This window comes from Runella salmonicolor (genome assembly GCF_024158025.1).
In the GTDB taxonomy this organism is placed as follows: domain Bacteria; phylum Bacteroidota; class Bacteroidia; order Cytophagales; family Spirosomataceae; genus Runella; species Runella salmonicolor.
In genome coordinates this window covers 208,721-227,425 of the sequence record NZ_JAMZEL010000010.1, presented here as the reverse complement: position 1 = coordinate 227,425, position 18,705 = coordinate 208,721, and the positions used below count along the sequence as shown (strand labels likewise).

The window sequence follows — 18,705 nt, the reverse complement described above, 5'->3', positions numbered from 1 at the left end:
TTGAAATCCAGCCACTTCCAGAGGGAACAGTTGGGGATTCAATGGCATAGAGTTTCAAAAATAGAAGACAAAAGCAAAATTTTGTTTTACAAAGCAACGTTGATAAAGTAACTAATCTGCAAAAAGAGGAGGCGCAAAAAAACAACAGCCTCCTAATCAATAAAATATAGATTATTGATTAGGAGGCTATAAAAACAAAAACGGAGTCGTTTAATTTATTGTTGAGCGTCTTTGCGTTTGCGTCCGCGTGGTTTGCCGGTGTAAGCTGGTTTGTCGGCCGATTCTTTGACCAATTGTAATTCATAAGCCGTTACACCTTCGTATTCAAATGAATTGATAATGAAACTGTGTTTAGTAGTTGCATACTCAACACCACCTGATTTTAAAATAACGCCCAAAGGAATACTATAACTCTTTGCCGCTTTGGTCATCTGGAATACATCCGACTCATCAGAAGAGGCAGGTACTAAATAAAGGGATGATAATTTGCGTTTTCCCGCTTGCGATCCAATCTTGAAATGCGTATTTGATGGGTCAAATCCTAATTTATCGACGGTCTTATCAGGAAAAACAAGTTTCCCCGCTGGAGAAATGTACCCTTTAAGAATTGTTGGTTTACTTACTTTTTTTTCGACAACGGGTTTACTGTTTTCCTTTGGCGAAAAAAATTTGAGGGATGTGAGTTTCATGAAAAAATATATTTTAGTGTTAAAAGTATACAAACATACAAGCAATTAAGAATTTGTTGTATATTTTTTGAAAAAATATAGTAGATAAAACAAAATAGATATAGTTTGCTTTTGAGTGAAAATTAAAAATTTGCCCCTTAAAAGTATATTTTAGTAACCTATGAATGGAAAAAGTCATAGAACCTATTAACATATCTTTTTTGAATTTTAATCTAATTTTAATTTCATTTTATCGTCATTTTCTTTCCTTTTTTGAGATGAAAATAAAGATATATTGTTGTTGAATATTTGCCCCTAATACTGCCTGGGTTGTGCATTTGTTGAAACGAATCAGTAGATAAAGTGTTTATTTTAACTGATATGGATATGTTTTTTTTTCTTTCATAAAAGGGTGTTTACTTTTGTTGCAGTATTAATTATTGAATAGCGGTGGAAGCAAAAATAGTAATGCGGAAGATTTTGGAGAAACATGTACCCGCGGCCGCGGTTTCCTATTGTTATGGTTTATGGGAACGCTATCAGTTCGATTTTGTGGCTTCTAAGCCTAGAAGAACACGTCTGGGAGATTTTAGGGCGCAGCTGGGCTACCGTGAGCGAATTACGGTCAACGTAAATTTGAACCCGTATAATTTCCTGATTACGTATTTGCACGAAGTGGCGCATTTGGAGGTGTATCGTAAATATAAACGCCGTCAGCCACCGCACGGAAAAGCGTGGAAAAATCATTTTTCTGGATTACTTATTCCCGTAATGAACGAAAATAATTTCCCGCTTTCGGTCTTGGCCCCGCTCCTGAAGTATGCCCAAAACCCCACCGCTTCTACTGGAACACACTTGCCCCTAATGCAAGCGCTTAAAAACATTGATGCCCCACAAACAGATTTGGTCATGGTCAGTCAAGTGTCGGAAGGGCAGCTTTTTCGTTTGAATCAAAAAGTTTTTGTTCGAGGTACGTTACGTCGAACGCGCGTCGTTTGTGTAGAAGAAGTGTCTCAAAAAAAATATTTGGTGGCAGCCCATGCATGGGTCGAAAAAGTATAAAATTTTAAAGCGGAGCGAGCAAAGTGAAGAAAACCACTACACAAAATTGTGCTAAAAAAAGAAGAATAAAGAAGGTAGATACATGTCTTTCTACTCGTAATTATTTTCGTTTTTTGTCGTTTTATTTTGTCTTTTATTTTACGGTACAGGTTTCTTTCCTAGGATTTACCCAAACTTCTGTGCTGGGCGAGGGTCGTTGGTTTAAAATGGGAGTTACCCAAACGGGAATGTACAAGATTGATGCCGCGTTTTTACGAAAAATGGGCGTTAACCCAACGGATGTAAATCCCAAACATATTCGTCTGTTTGGCAACGGAGGAGCAATGCTTCCGCAGTTAAATAAGGCCTTGAGGGCGAATGATTTGATTGAAAATGCGGTGTTGGTAAAGGGAGAAAATGATGGTCGTTTTGATGACGAGGATGTGCTGGTTTTTTTTGGCAAAAGCCCGCACGAAATTAGCTATGATTCTACCCAAAAACGTTTTTCTCATCGACTGAATACATATTCTGATACTACTTTTTATTTCCTTCAAATCGGCACACAGCCGGGCTTACGTATTCAGACGCAAAAATCTGGAACGACTGGCCAATTGTTGACGACTTTTGATGATTATGTATTTCTGGAAAGTGAGCTCTATAACCGCGTGCAGTCGGGTAGAGAGTGGTGGGGCGAATATTTCGGCACGCAGACACGACAGGAGTTTAATGCTGATTTGAGCGGTGTTGTACCCGACAGCCCCTTGAAACTAACGGCCGCGACCGTGGCGTCGGCGCAAGTGGTGACGAAATTTTTGTTTGCTATCAATGGGCAGGCCGTAGGCGAACAAACGATGGGTACGGTGTCGGCCATGAGTCCCACAAACCGATACGATTTGAGAGGGCAAAGAACATCCCAAACCCATGCTGGTAAACTGACCCTAAACGCTGCCAACCCTGCCCGCGTGACAATCGCGGCCACGTTTGACAAAGCGGGCCAGTCCAATGCCGACGGATACTTGGATTTTATTGGGTTGCAGGTGCAGCGTACGTTGAGGCTCAATGAGCAAACGCTCGTCTTTCAAAATCTTAGCTCACTTACGCAAGATTCCGTTCGGTACGTTATCAGCCAAGCCAACGCGCAGATGCAGCTGTGGGAAATTACGGACCCGTTGCGCCCGCGGGCACAGGCATATTCTTTAAATGGTACGGAGGCTACTTTTGGGGCGGCTGGAAAAACCTTGAAACGGTTTGTGGTGTTTACCGAAAATCAATTGAAACCGCCCGTTTCTTTTCGGGCGGTTCAGAATCAAAGTATAAGAAGCCTGTCTACCCCCGATATGGTTGTAGTGACGGCGCCTGCGTGGCAAAAACAGGCCCAAAAACTCGCTGATTTTCGTCGACAAAATGATGGCTTAGACGTACAGGTGGTGACTACGGTTCAGGTCTATAATGAATTCGCTTCTGGCCAGCCCGACCCAACGGCCATCCGTGACTTGGTAAGGTATCTTAGAGATAAACAACCCGAAAAATTGAAGTATTTGCTGCTTTTCGGTGATGCTAGCTATGATTTCAAAAATAACCTAAAAGCTATTTCACCCTCCGAACTGGCCAATTTTGTGCCGTCGTATGAGAGCAGGGAGTCGGCACATCCCGTGCGTAGTTTTTCTTCCGACGATTATTACGGATTCTTGAAACCCGATGAGGGCGAATGGAAAGAAGATTTTACAGGAAATCATACTTTAGATATTGGCATCGGGAGGCTGCCCGTCAAAACCATTGCCGAAGCTGAAACGGTGGTCAACAAAATCATGCGCTACAACACCAAACGCTCCAAAGGAGATTGGCGTCAGCGAATCGCTTTTGTGGCCGATGACGGAGACGACAATCTTCACCAGAAAGATGCCGATGATTTGTCTAAAATAGTGGCAGAATTGGCCCCCGCGTATGCCTTACACAAAGTGTACGTGGATGCTTTTCCTCAGTTTGGCTCTACTATCCAACGTGCTCCGGGTGCGGGCCAAGCCGTTGACCGCTATGTAAACGAAGGCGCGTTGATTGTAAATTATACCGGACACGGAGGCATTTCTACGTGGTCTGACGAACAGATTGTGACCTTACAAAATCTGTTTAATTGGCGCAATTTGGACAATATGCCCCTGATTATTACGGCCACCTGTGAGTTTGGTCGTTACGATAATCCCGGCGAAGCATCTGGTGCGGAAATTTCGGTGTTGAGCCCGCGTGGTGGGGCCATTGCTATGCTTACTACCTCGCGCCCCGTGTATGCCAATACCAATTTTTTGGTAAACGCCGCGTTTTACCGTGCCGTTTTTGAACCCCAGAATGGAAAAATGCCTCGTTTGGGGGATGTCATCCGTATGACCAAAAATAAAAGTGTTTATGATGTACTCAACCGTAACTTTACCCTTCTGGGTGACCCATCCCTACAATTAAATTATGGAGATTATCAGGTGAGTATTACGGCCAATGATACCCTTAAAGCGGGTCAATTGGCCAAACTGTCGGGAGAGATACAACAAGATGGGGCAACGGTAACTGATTTTACGGGAACAGCCATCGTCACCGTTTATGATAAAGAAAGTCAGCTTTTGACGCTCGGCGATAAAGCGCGCGGAGAGGCGCCCAACATCATTGCTGCCAATCCAAAAATGCAATATGGCTTGTATGATAAAAAATTGTTTGAAGGAAAAGTAAGCGTAAAAGCAGGAAAGTTTAATGTACAGTTTATTGTTCCCAAAAATATTGGTGCGTCGTTTGGCAACGGAAAAATTGAAGTATACGCGGTAAAAGCCGACAGCCTCCGCGATGCCGTCGGTGGAACTAAGCGCGTAATGGTGGGAGGAAGCGGGCCGTTGCAGAACGATACCCAACCGCCGCAGATGCAACTATACCTAAACGATGAGTTGTTTGTAGACGGTAGTCAAGTGGAAGATAGCCCCCTTTTTGTAGCCAAATTAAGCGATGAAAATGGCCTGAATTTTGCTAGGAATATGACATTGACCCTGAACGATACTTTGAGTATCGTGGTGAATGATTATTTTTTGGCTGAGAAAGACGATTACCGTTCGGGCCGAATTTTGTTTCCTTTTCATCGGTTGCCTACGGGCGAATATACCGTTAAATTGAAAGTAGAAGATACGTACAATAATACGGCAGAGGGGGCGTTGAGGTTTAGAGTAGGCGAAGAAATAAAATTGATTAAGACAGTCATTGCGTATCCTAATCCATTTGTTGAACAGACTAAGTTTCAACTCGAACTCGTTGACGAAGGGGATGATGTAGAAGTAACCCTTCAGATTTTTGACCTAAATGGAAAAATGATTTGTACCGCAGCGCAAACAATTTATAACTCAGACAAGCTTTTGGAGGCGTTTACGTGGAACGGAAAAAATCAATCAATCCAAAATGTTCCAGCGGGCGTATATATTTACAGAATGGAAGTACACTCACTAACCCGACAACAAACTCAGCGTCAAAGCGGTAAGTTAATAATGGTAAAATAGATTTTGAAAATAGTAATTAATATCTTTGCACAATCTTAAACAGAACTCTATTTTTGAAACGCCCTTATCGTGGTTCAGCGCAGAAAGGTACGGGTAGTAGTGGCAAACAAATTTCCTTATGACAAGAAAAATTTCTCCCCTTTTTACAATTGTGGGTTTTTGCGTTTCCTTCAGTTCAGTAGCACAGATTACTTCTGGTGGGCAGGATAGCACAGGCGGACGCGCTGTAATTCCCTCTGTTCCCTTTGCTGCTTTTACGCCCGATGCGCGTAGTGCCGCCATGGGAGATGCGGGTGCTGCCTTGAGTGCCGATGCCAACTCGGTGTACTGGGGGGCCGCAAAACTGGTTCATGCCCAAAAAGAATACGGAGTAGCTCTGTCTTATACGCCATGGCTTCGCAACATTACCGAAGATATGTCTTTTGCGTATTTGTCAGGTTTTAAGAAAATCGGTAAAAACCAAGCCGTCGGATTGAGTTTGATGTATTTTGACCACGGCAAATTTGAAGCCCGCAACAACTTCGGCACCTCATTGGGCGATTATTATTCCAATGAATTTTATGGTTCAGTGGCTTATTCTCGAAAATTGACCGATAAATTTTCGATGGGCTTGAACGTAAAATACATCGTTTCCAACTTAGGCAATGGCGTTCAACTGCTGGGCGGCTCGGCCCTAAAAGCGGGGCAGACGGCAGCGGGTGATATCAGCGCGTTTTATCAAACCGAAAATGTAGACGAAGGCACTGGAAAAGGCTGGAATTATTCGGCCGCGTTGATGTTGCAAAACATTGGCGGTAAAGTTAATTACGGAGGCACCACGAGCGGTTTTATACCAACCACCTTCAAATTGGGCGGAACCGCAACGCGTCATATTGATCCGTTAAATAAAATTACGTTTGCATTGGATTTGAATAAACTCATGATTCCTACGCCAGGCGGTACCGCTTCTGGTCAGGATGTTGGGACTATTTCGGCCATGTTTAAGTCTTTCGGCGATGCGCCGGGTGGTTTCAGCGAAGAAGTTCGTGAGTTTATGATTTCTACGGGGGTTGAATACTGGTACAACGAAGCATTTGCTTTCCGTTTTGGGTATTTCAACGAAACCAAAACCAAAGGAAATCGTAAGTATTTCACGGTGGGTTTTGGCGCTCGTATCCAGCAGCGCTACGGCATCGACTTTGCTTACCTGATGCCCCAGACGCAAGGAAGCCCCTTGGCCAATACCTTCCGGGTGTCATTGGTAGTAGATGTATTCAAAAAGGCGGCTGAAGTGGTAGAAGACATCGAATAAGCGTCGCTAAAACATATTTGAAAAGGCAGTTTGCAACCGCAGGCTGCCTTTTTTATTGCAGCTGCAACGTATCACGAAGCGGACGATTCTCTGGGGTATTTTGCGTCCAATAGGCTGATAAAAGCGTCTTTTTATGAATGGCTCGGGTGGTAAGCAATTTTCCCCTGCTTGGGTAGGTATCTTCCCACCCCGTAATGCGGTGCGGGAAACTTTCTTCAAACACAATTTGCAGAATGCGCCCTTCTGCGTAGGCTATTTTGTAGGCCTTCAGGGATTTTCCCAGAAAGTCGTTGCCTTTGTAGGCCTCCATAGATGCAATAGCGGCCATCGGTGCCATCTTTTGGTGGCGCAGCCGGGCCGCTTTGGTACTCGGAATGATGTTGATAGAACCGACGGGCAGTCTATTGGGAGCAAGGCGCAGACGCGTCCAAAGTTCGTCTTCTAGCAGTGCTTTTTCGGTGGTATAGTCTTCGGTTGCATTATCTTCGAAGTACGAACGCCCTGTTACTTTGTACCCATTGTTTTGATAATTAAGCTGCGTGAATGTGTGCCCGCACCAGTCCTGGCTTGTGGTAGAAACTTTGAGGGTTTGGGGAAAGAGCTGGTGGTCAATCGGGGTAAAGACAGACGTATAAATAGAATAGTCATAAATACCCGTAACAAAGCGATGAATGGCATTCAGTTTCAAAACAGGCGTCGATTTGTGACGGTTTTCCTCTTTGTCGAGTTTTACCTGTGTGTCGGTTCGGAAGTCTTCGGTGACAAAAATCAGCACGGCTTCGCCGGGGTTTAATGCCCCGTAATGAGCTTGTTGAAGCGTGTAGGTGCTGATTTCAGCTTTACCTTTAAACCAATATTCCGCGAAGGTTTTTCGGTCAAAATCGGTTGAAGAGGTGGCGGGTGGCGGTGTTTTCTGAAAAACAGTAGACCCAGTCAGCAATGCTGTGGCCACGCACAGAATGACCACAATTCCGAGAAAATAGGTTTTGACAAACATAAAAAAGTGTTTTAGTAAAAATAGTTAATTTTACCAAAACACTTTAAAAAAGAAGCGCAATTGCCCCTTTTTAGAGCAACAAAGGCACCGAAATGGTATCACTTTCTACGGCATTGCTCACGTTTAGGGCGCGGTCGCGTATGCGTATCTGAAACTTAACGGTTGTCATTCGAGCGTTTCTTGCGTAAGGAAAATACACTGCGTAGTCTAATTTACCTTCAATGGGGCCTCTTTTGCGGTCTGGCTTCAAGACAGGAAAGAATATTTTAGAGTTGGCGGCCAGAATGACCTCTTCAAATTGATTGCCGCTAACTTTTCTGAACGTGCGCAGCTCATAATTTCCCCATGCACCGTAGTTGGGATTGTCGCGGTTGTCGGTGCTTTCGCCCAAGTCACCATCGCCGTCTTTGAAATCAATGGTAATGACTACCGAATCTTGCTTTGACTGTGAGAAAGGCTCAACGACTTCAAATTTGTCCATGCTGTTGAACACAATTTCTGGAACGGGACTGTAATCGGGAGGTGTCCAACAACTGGTGGTTGCCGCGGAAAATATAAGTAACGTAAGGAAAAAACGAATGATAGTCTTCATGGTTGGTAAAGTTATCCGTAATTTGTAAAAAAGTCAAATTTGATGAATCGTCGTCAAGAGTTAAAACAGTTAGTAAAAAATGTCACGCCTGATACCTTCGAGGACGTTGCATTAGCGGTTTTTCGTTGGCAAGCCGTTTCCAATTTTATTTATCGGGAATATTTAAGTCACTTACGCTGCAATCCTGACAAGGTACAGTCGCTGACGCAGATTCCTTTTATGCCGATTGGATTTTTCAAAAAACATACCGTACTCACCGAATCGCCCGTTGTTCAGACCACTTTTGAAAGCAGCGGAACGACTGGCGCTCAAACCAGCCGGCATCATGTAGCCGACTTGGATTGGTACACCGACATCAGCATCCGTATTTTTGAACAAACGTACGGCCCGTTGTCGAATTGCCATTTGTTAGCCCTTTTACCTTCCTATCTTGAACGAAATAACTCGTCTTTGGTGTATATGGTTCAACAATTTATTGCGCAGACGCATTCGTCGGTTTCGGGTTTTTTCCTGCACAATGTGGATGAATTGTTGATAACGCTCAAAAACCTCGCTCAAAACTCCGACGGGCGCACCGTGCTTTTGTGGGGAGTTACCTTTGCGTTGTTAGATTTAGCCGAATCCGAGATGCCGCAAGACTTGGAATGCCTCCAAGATATTCCAAGTCTGATGGTGATGGAGACGGGTGGCATGAAGGGACGCCGCCGCGAAATGCTCCGTGAGGAAGTACACGAAGTGCTGACAAAAGCCTTTGGGGTGAAGGTCATTCATTCGGAGTACGGCATGACCGAGCTGCTTTCACAATCTTATTCAAAAGGGGATGGTATTTTTGATGCCTCGGCTACGATGCGCATTTTATTGCGGGACATTAACGACCCTCGGGCAGTGTATGATTCCCCCCAATCGGGGCTTCGTTATGGCGGTATCAACGTCGTTGATTTAGGCAATCTGGATTCTTGTGCTTTTATCGAAACGCAGGATTTGGGCCGTTTTGTAGGAGAAAATTCCACACGGTTTGAAGTAATCGGGCGTTTTGATAATTCAGACGTGAGAGGCTGTAATCTGTTGATTTGAAGTGGTTTTGTAAGGGTAGTTTTTGAAAAACTGCACACACATTTGTGAGGCAGGGCGGTGCGCCGCTCATATCTTTCACCATGTGAGGCAGGTTTCTCAAAACCTGCTCTGAGGTTGCTCACAACCTCGTTCAAAATACTTCCAAATAATGCAAAAGTTCAGATTGGATATTAAAATGCCAATATTCATAGAATTTTGCACTGGAGTAAACATAGTCTGCTGGTTCTGTCACAATACCTGCCCTAACAGGATTTTGGTGCATGTAGGTAAGTTTCGTTTCACACATCTCACGACTGAAAAGAACTACATCATCAAACTCGTCGTCCCATATTTTGTAATGTTGAGTTCGGTGTTCATACCTAATTTCGAGTAAAATCTCGGGGTGTGTTTTAGAAATATACTCTCTCAATTGTAAAGAGCTATATTTCTTGAAATCACGCAGGTATTTTGAGAGAAAATTGCGGTCTTGAAAATAAATAATGAAGTGGATATGATTGCTCATGAGAACATATCCTAGCAACTTGGCCTGATAACGGGCATTGTAGAAATGAAAGTTGGTAAGCAGAATATCAAAACAGGTTTTGTCAAACAAGAGATATTTATGTTGGTAACAGGAGGTCGTAATAAAAAAGCAACGTTCATCATTCGAAAAAGAAATACGTTTGGTTCCCATAATTCAACATATATTTTAATGCAAATGGCGATTACTGTGCGGGCGGTTTCTCAAAACCGCCCGCACAACACTATGACGTAATAAGAGATTATTGGTAACTTTATTTGGAAGAAGGATGTGCAGAATGGAGAAGGTGTATGGGGTTATGAGTAACCCCGTGTCGGCGGTTTTGAGAAACCGCCCGCACGGCATCATCCAGCAGGGTGGTGTACCGCTGCGACTCTCAAAAACTGAGCAAGAGAAGGCACTGCTCCCCCATTAAGTGATAATCTCCCACGTCACTTCCATGAAATCGCTCGCGGGGGCATTGCACGTAGAACATACGTATAAAGCGGGCAAAGGTGGGGCAACATCAGCCACGGTGAGGCAATGTTTGCACCGCATCACCTTTTCAGTTATCACGGGTTTGAGGGTTGCCGTTGTTCGCATAATCCCCGCTTTTTTTTCGGTAGATAACTGCTCGTAATATTTTTGGGTCAAACGCCTCAATACTTCGGGGAGATTTTTGCGCGCTACATCGGCCGCAAAGGTTTCCCATTCTGTGTTCCCGATGAAGAAATCCGGAGAATGAACAATCCGAAAACGCTGATAATCGGCCGAAAGCGGCTCGATAACAATCGTGGAGGTCGTGTCGGCATTCCGTTGACCGATGCTGAAACTCAAACTTGAGGTACGAATCCGGGTGCGCTCAAAGGCATCGACGAGTTCGGTTTTGAGGCGCAGTGCGGCGGCATCGGCATCAGGCAGTTGCCAGTTGAGTTCAAGCGACGAATAATGCGTGTGGATGCCCCAAAGGCCCAATAATTTCTCCCATTGATAAATCGTTTCTTTCGGAATATCGCGGACAATAAACGTTTTGAAAGGAGTAGGGTAGAGACGGCCGATTTTGGTGTCTTTGCAAAGTTGACAGAGGGCATCAAGAAACGACGCTTCAAACTCATTGTCGCGCTGATAAAGCCCAATCCAGTAGCGTTCGTCGTAACGATAGATGCCCTCGTGGTGAGGATAGGGCTTGGGTGTAAGTTTTAATTCTTTCTGAATACGGCGCGTTCGTCCCGAAAATTGGGCCGTAACGGTCTGAAATAATGTATCAAAATTATCAATAGGTTTGGGAGCATTTAAGGCATTTTCGATGGCGCGGACCCAGTCGGGGATTTGTTCACCGTCAACCAATTCTGGCCATACCTGTAAGGTGCCCAAAGCGGGTAAATTGACTGCTAAATACCAAAACGAAGGGGTAGGAGAAGCCACAAAATTGAGTTCTCCCGTCAAGGGACGAATCAGCTCCTGGGTTGGGTCAATAAGGTTAAGTTTGAGAGTAGGTTGAAAGTCAAACGAATCCAAAATGTCTAAATAGTCACCAGAGCGCAACCACGATAATTTAGGGAAAATGTTCTGCGCCACCACCGACGAAACAATATTAGGGTGAGTAGGAACAGCTTCTTCTACCTGAAATCCTTGCAAACCAAGTTGCAGACGGAGTGCAGACAGTTGAGAATCAGTGCATGGAATCAACAAATCTTGCCGAAATCCTACCTCCATTTTGCCCAGCGCCCATTGCCGCGACAAAGCCGCCAATTGTTGAAGTTCGTCAGGGGTTACTACACCGCCGGGGGTTAAAATGCGTAGATAAGCCATTGGTTTTGGATTATTTATTCGGATGCGTTGTGCTACATTTTTTCCACTTTATACAAATATACTTTGACTTCTCTAGCGGCATCTTCTTTCAGTATAATATTTGCGTCGAAAAGGTGCTTTCGTACTTCTTCATAAAGTTGGATGGACTTCCACAGCGCCGCCACCAAATCGGTTTTGGTCATGGGGACTACCGTTTTGCGTAGTTCTGCAAAGTCTTCTAGGGTCAGTTTCGTTTCCACTTTTCGGACACCGCGCGGTTGATTGCCGTTTTTGATGTGTAATAAAGGTCCTAAAACCATCATTCGTATAAAGCTAAGAAAATCAAAGGCTTCAAACAATTCTCCTCGGCCAAGCTTCAGCGTGGCATAATGTATCCACACCCAGAATCGGTCTTCAATCCATTGATAATCAGGGTAAGGCCACACGGCGGGTGTTTCTTGGATGATATTGGTCAGTTGATGGTCGCGCTCCCATACTACCACGGGATTTTCCACGCGATGATGAAATTCATCTAGCGTCAAAAATTTGATGTCTACGTGCAGAAGCGGATTGCTGTATAAACAAATCAATAACCGCGCCTCGCCCACATGCTCTCCCGTAAAAGCGGAAAGAACCGTCCCGAGCTGATTGGCTACGGCTTTCATTTGCTCAGGATTATCAGAAATTTTGGTGGTAGAAACCAACACAAGGTCTAAATCTGAAAACGAATCTGTTTCGTGGGTAATCCAAGAACCAGCAATCGCAAGGCCGAGCATATCCGTTGACTCCTGTAAAACCGCAATGGTGTTGTTGATAAATGATTGAAAAATAGTGTGTTGCATATTTGCGTTCGTTTTAGGCAATTATTGCAAAACCTTTTTCAAAAATTGAAAGTTCTCACTATACAATATTTATTTTCATACTCCCTCCTTCGTACCTCCATCCTCTGACTTCTTACTTCGTACCTCCGTCCTCTTATTTGTTATCCTCTCACTTCTAACTCCTCGCTTCTGCCTTCTCACTTCTTCTTTCAAGCATTGCTTTCACCTCAGGTTTGCAGCTCCCGCAGCCCGTTCCAGCCCCTGTTTGTTGACAAAGCGTCTGAAAATCGGTACAACCGCCCGCGATGGCGTCGCGCAGGTTGCCGTCGCCTACGTTGTTGCATGAACAGACCGTTTTTCCTTTGAGTGCAGGGGCGGATTTGCCGCTTCGGAGCAATTTGAGCCTTTTTTCTGAAAGTTCGGTTTGGTGCTGAATCAATGATTTGAATTCTGTAAATTCCGATTTATCTCCCAACAAAATGGCCCCGACGAGCTTATCGCCGTGAATGATACATTTTTTGTAATATCGTTTTTGTTTGTCCATAAACAGGACTTCTTCGTATTCGGCACCAGCCCCGTTGGCGGGGATTTCGGTCATGCCCAACGAGCATAAATCTAGGCCTTCCATTTTTAGAATATTCATAGAAATGGTAGGCCGATAATAACTTTGAATATCGCCGTTGAAATAGGCGCACAATGCTTCGGCTTGCTCCTCAGCGGCGGCCGTAATGCCAAACTGCTGTCCCTCAAATTCGGCCACCTCGCCGATGGCAAAAATGGCGGGGTCGGAGGTTTGAAGATAGGCATTCACTACTACCCCGCGCTGTACATCCAACCCTGCTTTACGGGCAATTTCGACGTTGGGCATCGTGCCAATCGTTAGTACAACGGCATCACAGTCAATGACTTGTCCTGAGGTGAGGCGAACGCTGCCGACTTGGTTATTTTGTCCCGCTAAGTATTTGACTTCGTCGTTGTAATAAATATCAATACTACGGTCTTTGAGTTCTTCGTGCAGAAGTGTACTCGCCGTGGCGTCTAATTGGCGGTTCATCAAGCGCGAAGCGCGGTGAATGACGGTAGCCTGATGGCCCAGTTGGCGCAACGAAGCCGCCAATTCTAGCCCCAATAAACCGCCCCCCACGATGACGATGTGTTTTGCTTGGCCAATGCCCAAATGACGCGTTAAACCGTCGGCATCTTGCCGCGTACGCATCGTAAAAACGCCCTCTAAGGATACATCATAATCTTTGGGCATGGCCGACCGACTGCCCGTGGCGATGATGAGGCGGTCGTAGGGATGGAGATTACCTTTTGAGTCAAGAACGGTTTTTTGAGTACGGTCAATGTGCTCAATGCTGAGGCCTTCGTACAGATGCACCAAGGCCCGCTCGTCGTCCTGCATTTTGAGCAAATTCTCCCAACGCATGGCACCGCTGATATAGTCGGGCAGCATCACGCGGTTATAAAAAGCAAACGGCTCTTTGCTGAATACGTGAATTTCGTCGGTAAGGTTATGCTGGCGGTGGGCCGTCACGAATTTATACGCTGCCGCCCCCGCTCCCACGACGATGATACGCTCCCTGATTTTTTTGAATTTCTTTACTTCGACCGCCGCGTATTTAAAGTCAGGTTCTTTGGAATAAGGGTCAACCAAATCGCTCGTGATGTTGTTGGCGCGGGCGGCCGTACTTTGAATTATTTTTCCCCAGTGCATGGGCAAAAACACCACTCCCTGTCGAATATCTTCCGTGATTTTGGCGGGTACTTGCACCTGCCCGCGTGGGTTTTGAATGGTGACAATATCGCCTTCTTTGATGCCGCGTTCGTGGGCATCAGCGGGGTTTATTTCCAAAAAAGCCTTCGGAATGTGCTGATTCAGTTTATTAACTCGACCGGTTTTGGTCATCGTGTGCCACTGGTCGCGAATACGGCCCGTGGTCAACACCAATGGAAAATCATCGCTGAGCGGCTCGGATTGGTTGCCGTCGGGGATGGTTTTGATTTGCGCTTTGTGAGAAGGGGTATAAAATTGATGATCCGCAAACAGGCGCGGTGTGCCGTTAGATTCTGCCGTTGGTACGGGCCATTGCAGGGTACCTTGGGTGCGTAGCCGCTCGTGCGAAAGCCCGCTGATATCTACGTTGGTTCCTTTGGTAAGGCGAACGTGCTCGTCGTAAATTTCTGACGCATTTCGGTAATTAAACGCGTGACCAAAACCCATTTTATGGGCAAACTTGACGATGATTTCGCTGTCGGGGAGGGCTTCTCCCACGGGTTCGTTGAATTGACTGAGGTACGAAACTCGTCGCTCTGAGTTGGTCATGGTCCCCGTTTTTTCGCCCCACGCGGCGGCGGGGAGTACTAAGTCGGCGTAAGCAACCGTATCCGAACGATTGGAAACATCCTGCACCACCACAAACTTGGCGGCCTTTAGGGCTTCTTCTATGAGGTGCGCGTTGGGCAGGCTCACCAGCGGATTGGTACACATGATCCAAATGGCTTTCATGCGGCCATCTTTGAGCGCCTCAAACATTTCGGTAGCGGTCAATCCGGGTTTGGGATTCAGCGCAGGAACTCCCCAAAAATCAGCTACTTCCTGCCGGTGAGCAGGGTCGGCTAAGTTGCGGTGCGCAGGCAGGAGATTCGACAGCCCACCTACTTCCCGACCACCCATTGCGTTGGGTTGACCGGTCAACGAAAATGGCCCTGAACCTGCCTTGCCGATGTGCCCCGTAATTAAATGGAGGTTGAGCAACGCCAGATTTTTGTTCACCCCAATCACACTTTGGTTGAAACCCATGGCCCACATAGAGATAAATCCCTTGGATTTTCCGATGTATTCTACGGCTTGGTGAATGTCGTGAAGGCTGATGCCGCAGATTTTGGCCGCGTCGCGCATGTCGCGCTCGCTGACCTGTAAGCGGTAGGTATCAAAGCCTTCGGTGTGGTTTTTGATAAAATGCTCGTCAATGTATCCTCTCGAAATCAGGCCTTTGGCGATGGCATTGAGCAACACCACGTCGGTTCCGGGCTTGATTTGAAGGTGAAGGTCGGCCATGCGAGCGGTATCTGTGCGGCGTGGGTCGACCACGATAAATTTAACCCGTGGGTTGGCGGCTTTGTGTGCTTCCATGCGTCGAAATACAATCGGGTGGTTCCACGCAGGATTGGAGCCCGCAATCAGAAAGCAATCCGCCAATTCGATGTCTTCGTAGCTGCACGGTACAGAGTCTTCGCCCAAGGCCATTTTGTATCCAACCACCGCCGACGACATGCAAAGGCGCGAGTTGGTGTCGAGGTTATTTGAACCGATAAAACCTTTGATGAGCTTATTGACTACGTAATATTCTTCGGTTAAACACTGCCCAGAGGCGTAAAATCCTACCGAGTCGGGGCCGTATTTTTCGATAAACGTTTTGAAAACCGCCGCTGCCCGCTCTAGTGCCGTGTCCCACGTAACCCGTTGCAGGGGGGCTTGACGATTGCGGCGCATTAGAGGATACAACAATCGGTCTGTGGTATCCATGACGGTATAGTGCAAATTTCGCCCTTTAGAACAAAGCATCCCTTTGCTCGAGGGGTGGTCAGGGTCACCCTCCACGGAAATATGTCCGTGGCGGGTTTTATGAACCACTACCCCGCAGCCGACGCCGCAGTAGCAGCAAGTGGTTTTATGTGCCGTTGTTCCTTTCATAATAGGCTTACAATAAACAAGGTGGTTAGCGTTACGCCGTTTGTAGTTCAGTTTCTACCTGTTCAACGGTCACCGTTCTACCGAAATTAACCAAAAACAACAACAAGCCCACCACCGCGACGATACCGCCAATGTACATAAATGCTTGTCCGTAAGAAATGGACTGGGATTTAAACAAAAAGCCCATTAACATTCCTCCCATGTTGCCACCAGCACCAACCACGCCCGATATTACCCCGACAGCTTTGGGATTGATAAACGGTACGATGGCATACGTACCGCCGTTGGCCATTTTCAAAAACATCGCAAAAGTGAGCATCGAAACAATGGCCATGGTCAGATTTCCTGATTGCGCAAAAAGTAAAATTCCTAATCCTTCCAGCAATAACATCGAGGCCAGCAGGATGCCTTTGCCCCGCATACCGTATTTTTGACCTATCTTATCGGCCACAATTCCGCCCACGGCGCGGGCAAAAATATTCATAAACCCAAACAGCATGGCCCAGAAACCCGCTTCGGTTTCTTCCATGTGGAAGTTGTCAAAGAAATAAAGCGCTGCTACGCCATCGAAGGTGATTTCCATGCCAAAGCAGCAGGCGTACGCAATCGCCAAGGCCCAAACACGCACGTCGGCGCAGGCTTGCCAAAATGGGACGCTTGATTTGGCAGCGGCGGTACGGTTGATTTCGTCGTAGTTGCCAGCGGGGGTATCTTTTGTGTATTTCCAGTAAATAAAGGCCATTACCAACATCATCAGCCCTGGAAAAATCATAGCCAAACGCCACGCATCGGCTTTGACAAACCCAAATCCGATGATGGTTGCCATAATGAGTGGCATGGCCAACTGCGTGATGCCACCGCCAAGGTTACCCCAGCCACCAGCTACGGCATTGGCCGTTCCTTTGATGCTCGGGGCAAACATGGCCGAAGTATGAAATTGCGTAATGACAAACGACGCCCCAATAACGCCGATGGCCAAACGAAAAAGTAAAAAGGATGTATAATCATGCGCCAAACCGACGAGCATGACGGGCAATGAGCCAACCACCAACAAGGCCGTGTAAGTTTTGCGCGGGCCCCAACTGTCGCAGAGCTTTCCGATGATGAGGCGGGCAAAAATGGTGGCTGATACCGCCGCAATGATGGTGTTTCCTACCTGAGGCTTGGTCAATCCCAAATCGGCCCGAATGGCGGGCATCAGGGGCGCTATGCCAAACCAACCAAAGAAACAGACGAAAAAAGTCATCCACGTAATGTGGAACGTACGCATTTGGACGCCGCTGAAACTGAATACGTTTAGCTGAGGAAGGGGTTGATTGTTAAGTGGTTGACCCATGACGCTTGCTTGTTTGAGTTTAAAACATAAAGCCGGCGTAAAGGCGTGAAGCGATGCAAAAGTAGAAAGCCGCCTACCATAATCCGTGACAAATGTTCACCCGTCTTTTCCTCCCAGAGAAAAGGCTTGTTACAGATCACTGACTGCGATTTGGACTTGGATACCTGCATCGGTTGAGCGCCGCCACGCTGCACCGATTTGGTATATCAAACGTACAAAATAAACGAGTATACTCAAAGTAATTTATGAGTATTTTTCACTAAAAATAGAAAATTCTTCAAAATTTTATACTTAATTTTGCTAAAAATGCAAAATTGACTTTCTTTTTAAGTGGTTTTTAAACTAAATATTGCAGAAATTACTCAATTTTATAATTTATCAAAAAATGCAAAACCTGTCAGGTTTTGAAGTCCCGACAGGTTTGCGTTGCTTTTGTTGTGGTGTATTGGCCGATTAATCGTCTTCAATCGAAAACTTATCGAACAATAAGCCCATTAGCCGGTCGTGAATCTCCATGTAGGCAGGGTCATGGACAATATCCTTTTTGTTACGAGGCCGTGGAAGTCGTACATCAACGATTTCTTTGATGGTGGCGGCAGGGCCGTTGTTCATGACCACCACGCGGTCGGAAAGAAAAATGGCTTCTTCGATGTCGTGCGTTACCATTACAATGGTTTTGTTGCGGTTGTCAAGGTTCCAGAGCTTGAGCAGTTCAATGTGCATGGAGCCTTTGGTCAACGCATCCAACGCCCCGAACGGCTCATCGAGTAGCAAAATACTCGGGTTGATGGCAAACGCCCGGGCAATAGCTACACGCTGTTTCATCCCGCCCGAAAGTTGACCCGGGAGCTTGTCTTTGTGCGGCCAAAGGTTGACCATTTTGAGGTTTTCTTCGGTGATTTCGCGTTTTTCAGCCGATGATTTCCCCTTAAATACGGAGTCAACGGCTTCGTAAATGTTTTGATAAACGCTGAGCCAAGGCAGCAAAGAGTAGTTTTGGAAAACAATACCACGGTCGGGACCAGGCCCTTTTACGAGGTTGCCGTTGGCCTTTACCGTGCCGCTAGTGGGTTGGGTCATGCCCGAAATCGTGCCCATAAGCGTGGATTTACCACAGCCAGAATGGCCGATAAGCGCTACGATTTCACCTTTTTGAATGGTTAAATCAATGTCTTGGATGGCCGTAAAGGTGCCTTTGGGGGTTTTGAATGCCACCGAGATGTTTTTTACTTCAATGGAAGCGGGGCGTGATTGGATTTTATGAAACTCACTCGCGGAGTCGATGGGAGCGGAGATAGGATTGAGAGTCATGTTATGAGTGGTTAGTGAATAGTGGAGTGTGGATGGTGAGGGTACTTTTGAAATGTAATTTAC

The 18,705-nt window shown here is 46.0% G+C and carries 14 protein-coding genes; 5 read left to right on the top strand and 9 right to left on the bottom strand.

Annotated features, from left to right (window positions below; genetic code table 11):
- Window positions 1–215: 215 nt before the first annotated feature.
- A complete protein-coding gene (locus NCI00_RS21645; RefSeq protein WP_253531103.1) occupies window positions 216–689 on the bottom strand; it encodes a hypothetical protein in 474 nt (157 codons plus the stop codon).
- 447 nt (window positions 690–1,136) lie between these two features.
- On the opposite strand from NCI00_RS21645, the gene NCI00_RS21640 reads away from it, so the two are divergent.
- The 3 genes from NCI00_RS21640 (at window position 1,137) to porV (ending at window position 6,524) form a co-directional block, all read left to right on the top strand.
- Window positions 1,137–1,730, top strand: coding sequence for a SprT family zinc-dependent metalloprotease (locus NCI00_RS21640; protein ID WP_253531100.1), 594 nt, complete (start codon window positions 1,137–1,139; stop codon window positions 1,728–1,730).
- A 113-nt stretch (window positions 1,731–1,843) separates the two neighbouring features.
- Window positions 1,844–5,233 carry a type IX secretion system sortase PorU gene (gene porU, locus NCI00_RS21635; RefSeq protein WP_253531097.1) on the top strand — a complete coding sequence of 1,130 codons (3,390 nt, stop codon included), beginning with the start codon at window positions 1,844–1,846 and terminating at the stop codon, window positions 5,231–5,233.
- Window positions 5,234–5,351: 118 nt separating this feature from the next.
- Window positions 5,352–6,524 carry a type IX secretion system outer membrane channel protein PorV gene (gene porV, locus NCI00_RS21630; RefSeq protein WP_253531095.1) on the top strand — a complete coding sequence of 391 codons (1,173 nt, stop codon included), beginning with the start codon at window positions 5,352–5,354 and terminating at the stop codon, window positions 6,522–6,524.
- Between the two features lie 52 nt (window positions 6,525–6,576).
- Here porV and NCI00_RS21625 read toward each other — a convergent pair whose 3' ends face one another.
- Complete coding sequence (locus NCI00_RS21625; RefSeq protein ID WP_253531093.1) at window positions 6,577–7,521, bottom strand: hypothetical protein; 945 nt, start codon at window positions 7,519–7,521, stop codon at window positions 6,577–6,579.
- 70 nt (window positions 7,522–7,591) lie between these two features.
- The gene (locus NCI00_RS21620) at window positions 7,592–8,113 is read right to left on the bottom strand and encodes a hypothetical protein (RefSeq protein ID WP_253531091.1); all 522 of its coding nucleotides are present in this window, start codon (window positions 8,111–8,113) and stop codon (window positions 7,592–7,594) included.
- A 42-nt stretch (window positions 8,114–8,155) separates the two neighbouring features.
- Here NCI00_RS21620 and NCI00_RS21615 point away from each other — a divergent pair, with 42 nt between their 5' ends.
- Complete coding sequence (locus NCI00_RS21615) at window positions 8,156–9,187, top strand: LuxE/PaaK family acyltransferase (protein WP_253531089.1); 1,032 nt, start codon at window positions 8,156–8,158, stop codon at window positions 9,185–9,187.
- 130 nt (window positions 9,188–9,317) lie between these two features.
- Here NCI00_RS21615 and NCI00_RS21610 read toward each other — a convergent pair whose 3' ends face one another.
- Window positions 9,318–9,860, bottom strand: a complete 543-nt coding sequence (locus tag NCI00_RS21610) for an REP-associated tyrosine transposase (RefSeq protein WP_253531086.1) — start codon at window positions 9,858–9,860, stop codon at window positions 9,318–9,320.
- 124 nt (window positions 9,861–9,984) lie between these two features.
- Here NCI00_RS21610 and NCI00_RS21605 point away from each other — a divergent pair, with 124 nt between their 5' ends.
- Window positions 9,985–10,122 carry a hypothetical protein gene (locus NCI00_RS21605; protein ID WP_253531083.1) on the top strand — a complete coding sequence of 46 codons (138 nt, stop codon included), beginning with the start codon at window positions 9,985–9,987 and terminating at the stop codon, window positions 10,120–10,122.
- On the opposite strand, the gene NCI00_RS21600 is transcribed toward NCI00_RS21605, so the two are convergent.
- From NCI00_RS21600 to NCI00_RS21580, 5 genes are all read right to left on the bottom strand, one after another.
- The gene (locus NCI00_RS21600; RefSeq protein WP_253531080.1) at window positions 10,119–11,498 is read right to left on the bottom strand and encodes a ferredoxin-like domain-containing protein; all 1,380 of its coding nucleotides are present in this window, start codon (window positions 11,496–11,498) and stop codon (window positions 10,119–10,121) included. The genes NCI00_RS21605 and NCI00_RS21600 overlap by 4 nt on opposite strands.
- Window positions 11,499–11,530: 32 nt before the next feature.
- Window positions 11,531–12,319 (bottom strand): nucleotidyltransferase domain-containing protein, encoded by a 789-nt coding sequence (locus NCI00_RS21595; RefSeq protein WP_253531077.1) that lies wholly within the window; start codon window positions 12,317–12,319, stop codon window positions 11,531–11,533.
- Between the two features lie 154 nt (window positions 12,320–12,473).
- Window positions 12,474–15,995: a nitrate reductase gene (locus NCI00_RS21590; protein WP_253531075.1), complete on the bottom strand. Its 3,522-nt coding sequence runs from the start codon at window positions 15,993–15,995 to the stop codon at window positions 12,474–12,476.
- Between the two features lie 31 nt (window positions 15,996–16,026).
- Window positions 16,027–17,331: an MFS transporter gene (locus NCI00_RS21585; protein ID WP_253531073.1), complete on the bottom strand. Its 1,305-nt coding sequence runs from the start codon at window positions 17,329–17,331 to the stop codon at window positions 16,027–16,029.
- Between the two features lie 453 nt (window positions 17,332–17,784).
- The gene (locus NCI00_RS21580; protein WP_253531071.1) at window positions 17,785–18,642 is read right to left on the bottom strand and encodes an ABC transporter ATP-binding protein; all 858 of its coding nucleotides are present in this window, start codon (window positions 18,640–18,642) and stop codon (window positions 17,785–17,787) included.
- Window positions 18,643–18,705: the final 63 nt, after the last annotated feature.